The organism is Nitratireductor aquibiodomus NL21 = JCM 21793 (assembly GCF_000615975.1).
GTDB lineage: Bacteria > Pseudomonadota > Alphaproteobacteria > Rhizobiales > Rhizobiaceae > Nitratireductor > Nitratireductor aquibiodomus.
The window spans coordinates 45,697-56,365 of the sequence record NZ_BAMP01000020.1; the positions used below are offsets into that span (position 1 = coordinate 45,697).

Annotated in this window: 8 protein-coding genes, 1 tRNA gene and 1 pseudogene; 9 read left to right on the forward strand and 1 reads right to left on the reverse strand. The window is 61.3% G+C overall.

Annotation, left to right across the window (positions count from 1 at the left end; all coding sequences use genetic code 11):
• Positions 1-16 precede the first annotated feature (16 nt).
• From JCM21793_RS07975 to groL, 3 genes are all read left to right on the forward strand, one after another.
• A complete protein-coding gene (locus tag JCM21793_RS07975; protein WP_025030030.1) occupies positions 17-655 on the forward strand; it encodes a DNA-3-methyladenine glycosylase I in 639 nt (212 codons plus the stop codon).
• Between the two features lie 214 nt (positions 656-869).
• Positions 870-1,166, forward strand: coding sequence for a co-chaperone GroES (gene groES / locus JCM21793_RS07980; protein ID WP_007009707.1), 297 nt, complete (start codon positions 870-872; stop codon positions 1,164-1,166).
• A gap of 62 nt (positions 1,167-1,228) precedes the next feature.
• Entirely contained in the window at positions 1,229-2,878 is a 1,650-nt protein-coding gene (groL, locus tag JCM21793_RS07985; protein WP_025030031.1) for a chaperonin GroEL, read from the forward strand.
• A 54-nt stretch (positions 2,879-2,932) separates the two neighbouring features.
• On the opposite strand, the gene JCM21793_RS07990 is transcribed toward groL, so the two are convergent.
• Positions 2,933-4,018 (reverse strand): calcium:cation antiporter, encoded by a 1,086-nt coding sequence (locus JCM21793_RS07990; protein WP_025030032.1) that lies wholly within the window; start codon positions 4,016-4,018, stop codon positions 2,933-2,935.
• 294 nt (positions 4,019-4,312) lie between these two features.
• Here JCM21793_RS07990 and fumC point away from each other — a divergent pair.
• The 6 genes and pseudogenes from fumC to JCM21793_RS08020 all read left to right on the forward strand — a co-directional run bounded on the left by fumC (position 4,313) and on the right by JCM21793_RS08020 (position 10,415).
• Positions 4,313-5,703: pseudogene (gene fumC / locus JCM21793_RS24800) on the forward strand (class II fumarate hydratase).
• A gap of 172 nt (positions 5,704-5,875) precedes the next feature.
• On the forward strand, positions 5,876-6,259 hold the full coding sequence (locus JCM21793_RS08000) for a DoxX family protein (protein ID WP_007010583.1): 384 nt from the start codon (positions 5,876-5,878) through the stop codon (positions 6,257-6,259).
• A 208-nt stretch (positions 6,260-6,467) separates the two neighbouring features.
• On the forward strand, positions 6,468-7,229 hold the full coding sequence (locus tag JCM21793_RS08005; protein ID WP_025030033.1) for a TVP38/TMEM64 family protein: 762 nt from the start codon (positions 6,468-6,470) through the stop codon (positions 7,227-7,229).
• Positions 7,230-7,256: 27 nt separating this feature from the next.
• On the forward strand, positions 7,257-8,681 hold the full coding sequence (locus JCM21793_RS08010) for a dihydrolipoyl dehydrogenase family protein (RefSeq protein WP_025030034.1): 1,425 nt from the start codon (positions 7,257-7,259) through the stop codon (positions 8,679-8,681).
• A 62-nt stretch (positions 8,682-8,743) separates the two neighbouring features.
• Positions 8,744-10,198, forward strand: coding sequence for an ATP-binding protein (locus tag JCM21793_RS08015; protein WP_007010586.1), 1,455 nt, complete (start codon positions 8,744-8,746; stop codon positions 10,196-10,198).
• Positions 10,199-10,338: 140 nt separating this feature from the next.
• Positions 10,339-10,415: transfer RNA gene (locus JCM21793_RS08020), tRNA-Arg, on the forward strand.
• The last annotated feature ends 254 nt before the right edge of the window (positions 10,416-10,669 follow it).

Here is a 10,669-nt window from a genome sequence, read left to right on the forward strand (position 1 = left end):
AGGGAATTCCACACACATGAGCGAAGAAAAGACCGGCCTGATCCTTGGCGCCGACGGCAAGACCCGATGCTTCTGGCCGGGCGACCTGCCGGACTATCTCGACTATCACGACAATGAATGGGGGCACCCCGTTTCCGACGATCACCGGCTGTTCGAGAAAATCTGCCTGGAAGGGTTTCAGTCCGGGCTTTCATGGCTGACGATCCTGCGCAAGCGCGAGAATTTTCGTGAAGCCTTCGAGGGTTTCGACTTCGAGCGCGTCGCGCGCTTTACCAAAATGGATGTGGAGCGCCTCCTGGGCAATGCCGGCATCGTTCGTCACGGCGGCAAGATCCGCTCCACCATCAACAATGCGCAGCGCGCGATCGAACTGTGCGAGCAGGAAGGGTCTCTTGCCCACTATTTCTGGCGCCACGAGCCACAGCCGCATGAACGCCCTGATCCCGTCGACTACAAAACGCTGACGGCCAATCCGACGACGGAGATATCCACCCGCATCTCAAAGGACCTGAAAAAACGTGGCTGGTCCTTTGTCGGCCCCACCACCGTCTATGCCTTCATGCAGGCCATGGGGCTGGTCAATGATCATATCGAGGGGTGCTGCTGCCGGGCAGCGGTGGAGAGGAAGCGCGAAGCGTTCAAGAGACCCGCCTGAGCCGGGCAGGGTTTTCCGCACCAGATCGAAAAACCGGTCGGCGGCTGCGAAATTTGTACCAGATTCCGCGCACGAAAATCTTGACTCCGAATTTGGGGCTTACTATCTCAAAGCCGCGTTAGCACTCTTACCAAGGGAGTGCTAACGAGAGGTCCGGCGTCCGCCGGACGGAGGAAAAGCCTAATTCATCATCCGAATCAAGGGTTCAGAGAACATGGCCAACACGAACTTTCGCCCGCTTCATGACCGCGTGGTCGTCCGCCGGGTCGAGTCTGAAGAAAAGACGGCAGGTGGCATCATCATTCCCGACACCGCCAAGGAGAAGCCGCAGGAAGGCGAAATCGTTGCAGTCGGTTCCGGCGCGCGCGACGAGGCGGGCAAGCTTGTCCCGCTGGACGTCAAGGCTGGCGACCGCGTGCTCTTCGGCAAGTGGTCGGGCACCGAAGTCAAGCTCAATGGCGAGGATCTCCTGATCATGAAGGAATCCGACATCATGGGCGTCATCGGCTAATCCACGCCACCACATCAAAACGGTAACAGAGTTTCTCGAAGAAGCTCAGGAGCTAGAGAAATATGGCTGCAAAAGACGTAAAATTCTCCCGCGACGCACGCGAGCGCATGCTGCGCGGCGTTAACATCCTCGCCGACGCGGTGAAGGTGACCCTCGGCCCGAAAGGCCGCAACGTCGTCATCGACAAGTCCTTCGGCGCACCGCGCATCACCAAGGACGGCGTGACGGTTGCCAAGGAAATCGAGCTTGAGGACAAGTTCGAGAACATGGGCGCACAGATGGTGCGTGAGGTCGCTTCCAAGACCAACGACATCGCTGGTGACGGCACGACGACCGCCACGGTCCTCGCTCAGGCGATCGTTCAGGAAGGCGCCAAGGCAGTTGCCGCCGGCATGAACCCGATGGACCTGAAGCGCGGCATCGACAAGGCCGTTGCCGACGTCATCGACTATCTCGGCAACTCGACCAAGAAGATCAACACCTCCGCAGAGGTTGCCCAGGTCGGCACGATCTCCGCGAATGGTGAGAAGGAAATCGGCGACATGATCGCCGAGGCCATGCAGAAGGTCGGCAACGAGGGTGTCATCACCGTCGAGGAAGCCAAGACCGCCGAGACCGAGCTCGAAGTGGTCGAGGGCATGCAGTTTGATCGCGGCTACCTCTCCCCGTATTTCGTAACGAACCCGGAGAAGATGGTTGCCGAGCTCGAGGATGCTTACATCCTGCTCCACGAGAAGAAGCTCTCCAACCTGCAGGCCATGCTGCCGGTTCTGGAATCGGTCGTTCAGTCCTCCAAGCCGCTCCTCATCATTGCCGAGGACGTGGAAGGCGAGGCTCTGGCCACGCTCGTCGTCAACAAGCTGCGCGGTGGTCTGAAGATCGCTGCCGTCAAGGCTCCGGGCTTCGGCGACCGCCGCAAGGCCATGCTCGAGGACATCGCGATCCTCACCGGCGGCCAGGTCATCTCCGAAGACCTCGGCATCAAGCTTGAGAATGTCACGCTCGACATGCTGGGCCGTGCGAAGAAGGTTGCGATCTCCAAGGAGAACACGACCATCGTCGACGGTGCCGGTCAGAAGTCCGAGATCGAGGGCCGCGTTGCCCAGATCAAGCAGCAGATCGAAGAGACCTCTTCCGATTACGACCGCGAGAAGCTGCAGGAGCGCCTTGCAAAGCTCGCAGGCGGTGTTGCCGTGATCCGCGTTGGCGGCTCGACCGAGGTCGAGGTGAAGGAGCGCAAGGACCGCGTCGACGACGCGCTCAACGCGACCCGCGCCGCTGTTGAAGAGGGCATCGTTCCCGGCGGCGGCACCGCGCTTCTGCGCGCTTCCACGCAGATCAAGGCGAAGGGCGACAATGCCGACCAGGAAGCCGGCATCAACATCGTGCGCCGTGCCGTTCAGGCTCCGGTTCGCCAGATCGCCGCAAACGCTGGTGCAGAATCCTCCATCGTTGCGGGCAAGATTCTGGAGAACGAAGGCGTCACCTTCGGCTACAACGCCCAGACCGGTGAGTATGGCGACATGATCGCCATGGGCATCGTCGACCCGATGAAGGTTGTCCGCACCGCGCTGCAGGACGCCGCTTCGGTTGCCGGCCTGCTCGTCACCACCGAGGCAATGGTTGCCGAACTGCCCAAGAAGGACGCTGCTCCGGCCATGCCCGGCGGCGACATGGGCGGCATGGGCGGTATGGGTGGCATGGGCTTCTAAGCCAGCCACGCATCGCTTGAATATCGAGGGCGCTCCTTTTTGGAGCGCCCTTTTTCATGGGCGGTTCAGCGAATGATCATGCACCGCGGCCAGCAGAAGAAAGCAGAAAAACACGACCAGATGCACCGCGCCCTGCATGATCGTGGTGCGCCCCGTCGCCAGGGTGAGCATGCCAACGAAGAGCGACAGGACCAGAAGCACGATGTGTTCCGGATCGAGCCCGAGCGTGATCGGTTCACCAAGAAGCAGCGATGCAATGGCGATGGTCGGGATCGACAGGCCGACACTGGCAAGTGCCGAGCCGGTGGCCACATTCATGCTCGTCTGGAGACGGTTCGAGGCTGCAGCACGCAGGGCCGTCATGCCCTCCGGCAGCAAGACCACAGCCGCGATGATCAGTCCGACAAAGGATTCCGCCAGCCCGAGGACGGACACCCCCTCCTCTATGGCAGGCGCCAGTGCTTCCGCCAGAACGATGACCATGAGAAGCGACACGGCGAGCATCAGGCCGCTCCACGCCGTTTCTCCCCCGCCGGGTTTCACATGGACGGCCGCATCGGCTGCTGCAATGTCGAGAAAGTCGCCACGGTGACGCACGGTCTGCACAAACAGGAACAGCCCGTAGAGCAGAAGCGATACAACCGTCACGAAGACCAGCTGCACGATCGAATAGTACGGCCCCTCAACGGCCAGCGTGAAGTTGGGCAGGATCAGTGTGAGCGTTGCCAGCGTGCCAAGCACACTGAATGCCGCCACAGCGCCATGGCTCTGAAAAGACTGCTCGCGATGGCGCAGACCTCCGGCCAGCAGGCAAAGTCCGACCACGCCGTTCAGAACCAGCATGACCGTGGCAAACACCGTGTCGCGCGCCACGGTCGGATCTCCTTCCGATGGCGACAGCATCATGGAAATGATCAGCGAGGCCTCGATCACGGTGACGGCAATTGCCAGCAGAACCGAGCCGAAAGGCTGCCCGATGCGAACGGATATGACCTCGGCAAAATGAACCGATGAAAAGACGGTGGCGACCAGGAACAGCCCAGCCAGGACAGAAAAGACAATGCCGGTTTCTTCAAGAAACCCAAGATGCTCTGCCGCGATCAGCAGGGCCGCGGCAAAAGGGGGACCGGAGGTCCGCATCGCCTGCGCATTCGCAATATGTCTAAACACATTCCCCCCAGAAACCTTCAATGCATACGAGAGCCGTCTGGCTGACGGCGCGCGACATCGCCTGTGATAATCCAATGCCGGAAAGGAGCGCAATGAACAGTTTGCCGGCAGTCGCGGACGCGACCGTAGCGCGGGCCGCACGGGCTATTGCCAAATCCCTTCGCCCGCGCCATTAAACGGCAGCACTTTTGGGGTAGAGGCAGCAGGGCTCGTAGAGCCGCACCCGCCCGCCCGACGCGCGAAATGACAATGGAGCACGATCGCATGTCCAAGACCCGCACCGAGACAGATACATTCGGCCCGCTGGAGGTTGCCGCAGACCGTTACTGGGGCGCGCAAACACAACGGTCTCTGGGCAATTTCAAGATCGGTACGGAGAAAATGCCCATCCCCTCGTGCGGGCGCTTGGCATCGTCAAGCAGGCTGCCGCCGAGGCGAACCTCGAAAACGGCAAGCTCGACCGGAAGATCGGCGAGGCGATGATCGAGGCGGCCAGGGAAGTCGTCGCGGGCAAGCTCGACGATCACTTTCCGCTCTCCGTCTGGCAGACCGGCTCCGGCACGCAGTCGAACATGAACACCAATGAGGTGATCTCCAACCGCGCCATCGAAATCCTGGGCGGCGAGATGGGTTCCAAAAAGCCGGTCCACCCCAATGATCACGTCAATATGGGGCAATCCTCGAACGATACTTTCCCCACGGCGATGCATATTGCAGCCGGCCGCGAGGCGGCAGCCGAGCTTCTGCCCGCGCTGCAATATCTGACCGAAGCGCTCGAAGAGAAAGCCCGGGCATTCGACGGTATCGTCAAGATCGGCCGCACCCATACGCAGGATGCCACCCCGCTCACGCTCGGTCAGGAGTTTTCCGGCTATGTGGCGGCTCTCCAGCTTGGTGCCAGGCGCATCGAGGAGAGCCTGAACGATGTCTATGCGCTGGCACAGGGCGGCACGGCCGTCGGCACGGGCCTCAACGCTCCGATCGGCTTCGACAAGGCGTTCGCGGCAAAAGTGGCCGCCATCACCGGCTTGCCCTTCCGCACCGCTGAGAACAAGTTTGAGGCGCTGGCGAGCCATGGAGCGCTGAACGCCTTCCACGGCATGCTGAACGCGCTCGCCGCCGATCTCTTCAAGATCGCCAACGACATCCGCTTCCTAGGCTCCGGCCCGCGCTCGGGCCTGGGTGAGCTGAAGCTGCCGGAAAACGAGCCGGGCTCTTCCATCATGCCGGGCAAGGTGAACCCGACCCAGGCCGAGGCGCTGACCATGGTCGCCACACAGGTCATGGGCAACCAGACCACCGTCAGCATCGCCGCCAGCCAGGGCCATTTCGAGCTCAACGTTTTCAAGCCGGTCGTTGCAAACGCCGTGCTGCAGTCGATCCGCATCCTCACCGATGCAATGCGCTCCTTCGCCGACAATTGCGTAACAGGCATCGAAGCCGACGAAACGCGCATCGCGGACCTGATGCAGCGTTCGCTCATGCTGGTTACAGCGCTCGCGCCGGCGATCGGTTACGACAATGCGGCGGCCATTGCCAAGGCAGCGCACAAGAATGGCACCACGCTGCGTGAGGAAGCGCTCAAGAGCGGTCTCGTCTCCGAAGAAGATTACAAGCGGCTTGTGCGCCCCGAAAAGATGATCGCACCGGCCTGATCGCCGCCTATCACACCCAACCGGCCTGAAGCGGATTGACTTCAGGCCGGGAGTATCGGCTCATTGTCGCTCGTCTTGACAACACAGCGTAACCAATGGGGCAGTTTTTCTGCACAATCCACTGGCGTATATGCCTGATCGAAGAATATCACTTCTCACAGGAAACCCAGCAATGTCCCAGAATGCACTCGTTCTCATCGGCCGGATTCTGATCGCGGTCATCTTCATCGTTTCCGGTTTCGGAAAAATCACCAATATTGGCGGTACCGCCGGCTATTTCGGCAGCATGGGCCTGCCCCTGCCGGTCGTGACGGCCTGGATCGTCGCCCTGCTCGAGCTCGTCGGCGGCCTTGCCATCGTCGTTGGCTTTCAGACACGCATTGCCGCGCTGCTTCTGGCGCTGTTCAGCGTCGCCTCCGGCCTGATCGCCCATTTCGACTTTGCCGATCAGATGCAGAGCATCATGTTCATGAAGAACATCTCCATGGCCGGCGGCCTTCTCGTACTCGCCGCCTTTGGCCCCGGCGCACTCTCGCTGGAGCGGGCAAAAGCCTGACGCAGACGCCTGATCCCTCCGAAAAGCCCGCTTTCGAGCGGGCTTTTTTCGTTCTCCCTGCGCTTCACGGATCGGTGATATCCATGCGACCGCCTCTCAAAAGGCGGTGAGACCGCATATCTTTCGTTGCGCGGACGGGTCGCAACACGCATGTACGGGCCTGTTGCCGCACAATATGGAGCCTCTGGCGGCGGAGACCCGAAAGATGATGATGATGATGCAGACGACCGAAAATGGCAGCCTCGAAAACACAAGGCGCTCGCCTCTGAAGCGCTTTCTTCCGCTGCTTATCGTGCTTGCGGGCCTGGCCGGTGGCTATGCGCTCGGACTGCATCAGTATCTGTCGCTCGAGTTCCTTTCCGAAAGCCGCGATGTTTTACGAGGCTTCGTTGCGGAAAACCCCTTTCTTGCTCCGCTTGGCTTTGCGGTTCTCTACGCCATGGCCGTCGCCTTTTCCTTTCCCGCCGCTTCCATATTGACGCTGTTTGCTGGCTTTCTCTTCGGCTGGCTTCTCGGCGGTGCGCTCGTGGCAGTCGCTGCCACCGTCGGTGCGTCCGCCGTCTTTCTGGCGGCACGCGGCGCGCTTTCAGGTGTTCTGGCACAAAAGATCGGCGGGCGCGTTTCGCGCATGGCGAAGGGCTTCGAGGAGGATGCCTTCAACTATCTTCTGGTGCTGAGGCTCGCTCCGATTTTTCCGTTCTGGGTCGTCAACATCGCGCCGGCACTGTTCAATGTACCGTTGCGTACCTATGCAACAGCCACCTTTCTCGGCATTCTGCCAGGCACCTTCGCCTACGCCTATCTCGGCCACGGGCTGGACAGCGTGCTTGTTGCCGCAGCCGAAGCCGGGCGCGCGGTGACGCTCGGCGATCTCATAACGCCGCAGCTCACCCTCGCCTTTGCTGCGCTGGCGCTGGTTGCCGCCATCCCGGTCGCGGTGAAGAAACTGCGCCGGTCGCCCGACACCTGATTGCCGAACAAGCGCGAGACTGCCTCAATGACCCTTCTAACTCCCGACATCTGCGTCATTGGCGCCGGCTCCGGCGGCCTAAGCGTCGCAGCCGCCGCTGCCGCCTTCGGTGTTCCCGTCGTGCTTGTCGAGCGCGGCAAGATGGGCGGCGACTGCCTCAATTATGGCTGTGTGCCTTCCAAGGCGTTGATCGCCGCCGGCAAACAAGCCCATCTGATGCAGGGCGGTGCCGCCTTTGGCATCGCCCCTGCGGAAGCGGAGGTCAATTTCCGCCAGGTGATGAAGCATGTGGAAGCGACCATTGCAGCCATTGCGCCCAACGATTCCGTCGAACGCTTTACCGCGCTCGGCGTGCAGGTCATCCAGGAGGAAGCGCGTTTCAAAGACGGGCGCACGGTGATCGCCGGAGATTATGAGATCCGCGCCCGCCGCTTCGTCATTGCAACAGGGTCATCGCCTCTTGTTCCGCCGATACAGGGCGTTGAAGATGTTCCTTACCTCACCAATGAGACGATTTTCTCACAAACCCGCAGGCCTGCGCATCTGATCGTCGTCGGTGGCGGCCCCATCGGCATGGAGCTGGCGCAGGCGCACCGCCGCCTGGGCAGTGAGGTCACGGTGGTGGAAGCACTGGCCGCGCTCGGCAAGGACGACCCCGAACTGACCGCCTTCGCACTCCGAAACATCCGCTCCGAAGGCGTGAATGTGCTGGAACACACGAAGGTCACACAGGTGGAAAAGCGTGGCCGTTCGGGCGTGCGTGTTCATGTGGAAGACACCGATGGGACCCGCAGCATCGACGGCTCTCACCTTTTGATTGCCGCGGGCCGCACGCCCAATACCGCATCGCTGGAGCTCGACAGGGCCGGAATCCAGCACGACCGGCGCGGCATTAAGGTTTCCGACAAGCTGCGCACCAGCAATCGCCGCGTCTATGCGATCGGCGACGTGGCGGGCGGGCTGCAGTTCACCCATGTGGCGGGGTATCATGCCGGGCTGGTGATACGCGCCCTGCTCTTCCGCCTGCCCGCACGCGAGGACCGGAACATCATTCCCTGGGCAACCTATACGGACCCCGAAATCGCGCATGTGGGACTGAATGAGGAAGAGGCCCGCAAAAGCCATCGGAAAATCAGCATTCTGCGCTGGCCCTATTGCGAAAACGACCGCGCGCAGGCCGAGCGCAAAACCGAGGGCCTGATCAAGCTCGTAACCGACCGCAAGGGCCGCATTCTTGGCGCATCCATCGCCGGTGCCAATGCGGGCGAGATGATCAATTTCTGGGCGCTCGCCATCTCCCGAAAACTCGGCGTGCGCGACATCGCTGGCTATGTCTCCCCCTACCCGACCATGACCGAGATTGGCAAACGGGCCGCGATCACGTATTTCACGGAGACGACACGCAAGCCTCTGGTACGCGCGGTGGTGCGGTTTCTGCGCCGTTTCGGCTGATGCATGCTTCAGGCCGCGTGAGCAGGAAAACAGCCGTAAGCGGCCCCGGAAAACGCTGAGCGATGGCAGAAAGAACAGCGGGCGACATCAGCGAACAACCGCACGAGACGGGCTCCGTTCCGCTCACGCGCGGGCTCTCGACCAAGCTTCTTCTGCTGACCGTGCTTTTCGTGATGATCGCGGAAGTCCTGATCTTCATCCCGTCGGTGGCCAATTTCGGCATGCAGTGGATGCAGCAGCGGCTCGACAATGCAGCCGCCGTAAGCATCATCCTCATGGAAGGCGAGGACGAGACGCTTGCCCCGCCGATACGCGACGAACTCCTGATGGCGACGGGCGTGAAGGCGATTGCCGTGCGTGATGCGGACGTCTCGCGCATTCTGGTCGTTACCGACATGCCACCGGAAGTGAACGAGCACATCGACCTTGATGCGATCGCTCCGCCTGCGGCCATCGCCCAGACCTTTTCGACGCTCTTCTTCGGCGGTGATCGCGTGTTCCGCATATTCGGCACGGTGGGCGACACGGGCAAGATTTTTGAGATCCTGATCGCCGACACGGGCCTCAGGGATGCCATGCTCACCTATGCGCGCAATGTCGCTTTTCTCTCGCTGATCATTTCACTCTTTACGGCGACGCTGGTCTTCTATGCCATCAACCGCATCATGATCCGCCCCATACGCGGCATGACGCAGTCCATGCTGTCTTTCGCCGCCGCACCCGACGAGCCCGGCCGTGTCATCACACCTGAAGTTCGCGGCGATGAGATCGGCGTGGCCGAGCGCGAGCTCGCACGCATGCAGGCAGCCCTGCAGAAGACGCTGGGTGAACAAAAACGCCTCGCCGACCTTGGCCTGGCCGTCTCCAAGATCAACCACGACATGCGCAACATGCTGGCTTCGGCACATCTCATCTCCGACCGGCTGAGCACAATTGACGACCCGGCGGTCAAAACCCTCACGCCACGTCTCTTGCGTACGCTCGACCGCGCGGTGACCTATTCGGAGGGGGTGCTCAATTACGGTCGAACGCAGGAAGCGCCTCCCAGCCGCCGCCGGCTGCGCCTGCATGCCCTGGTCGAAGAGGTGCGCAATGTGCTGCCGCTCGATGCCGACAACAGCATCGAATTCGCCAATGCGGTGGATGAGGCTTTTGAAATCAGCGCCGATTCGGAGCACCTCTTCCGGGTTCTCTCGAACCTCAGCAGAAACGCCGTTCAGGCAATGGCGGGCGATCATGGCCCATCGGTCGTCAGGCGCCTGACCATCTCTGCCGAACGGGTGGACCATACCGCACGCATCTATGTGACCGACACCGGCCCCGGCCTTCCGCAGAAGGCGCGCGAAAATCTCTTCGCCCCGTTCCGCGGCTCTGCCAAAAGCGGTGGAACCGGTCTCGGCCTGGCCATCGCACAGGAACTGGTGCGGGCTCATGGCGGTGCACTTGAACTGGTGGAAAGCACTGGCGGGCATACGGTTTTCGCCATCACCATCCCCGACGCAACGCCCCCAGCCTGAGGCACCAGAACCGCGTGGGCACCGCCTGTGCAGATATCAGGAAAATTCCTTCGATAGCGCTTGCAATTCTACGCCGCACTCGCTAGTTAACCGCGGTCGGCGGCAACAAAGACTGCTTCGACGGTCGCTTACGCGATCACGCGCCCGTAGCTCAGCTGGATAGAGCACCAGACTACGAATCTGGGGGTCAGAGGTTCGAATCCTTTCGGGCGCGCCATTTTACCACGGTCCATTCCGATCAGACTGAAACAGATTTCAACCTAGATTTCTGGCGGTGGTCTGTTGCGTTCAGCACGTGCATCTCACCGCGCAGCACGCTCGCAGGGCAGGTCCACCATATCCACTTTCAGGTCCTCCCTGTATGGCGCAAGGGTGGGATGAAAGTGTCTGCGCATGCTGCGCCAGCCTTGGCATCTACGGCCCCTGCGCGCGGAACACCATCCGGCATTGCTGCCGATGCGATCAGTGCCA

Bases quoted from the DNA above. Each gene is read 5' to 3' on its own strand.
- JCM21793_RS07975 (WP_025030030.1), top strand. From the start codon at position 17: ATGAGCGAAGAAAAGACCGGCCTGATCCTTGGCGCCGACGGCAAGACC.
- groES (WP_007009707.1), top strand. From the start codon at position 870: ATGGCCAACACGAACTTTCGCCCGCTTCATGACCGCGTGGTCGTCCGC.
- groL (WP_025030031.1), top strand. From the start codon at position 1,229: ATGGCTGCAAAAGACGTAAAATTCTCCCGCGACGCACGCGAGCGCATG.
- JCM21793_RS07990 (WP_025030032.1), bottom strand. From the start codon at position 4,018: ATGCGGACCTCCGGTCCCCCTTTTGCCGCGGCCCTGCTGATCGCGGCA.
- JCM21793_RS08000 (WP_007010583.1), top strand. From the start codon at position 5,876: ATGTCCCAGAATGCACTCGTTCTCATCGGCCGGATTCTGATCGCGGTC.
- JCM21793_RS08005 (WP_025030033.1), top strand. From the start codon at position 6,468: ATGATGATGATGCAGACGACCGAAAATGGCAGCCTCGAAAACACAAGG.
- JCM21793_RS08010 (WP_025030034.1), top strand. From the start codon at position 7,257: ATGACCCTTCTAACTCCCGACATCTGCGTCATTGGCGCCGGCTCCGGC.
- JCM21793_RS08015 (WP_007010586.1), top strand. From the start codon at position 8,744: ATGGCAGAAAGAACAGCGGGCGACATCAGCGAACAACCGCACGAGACG.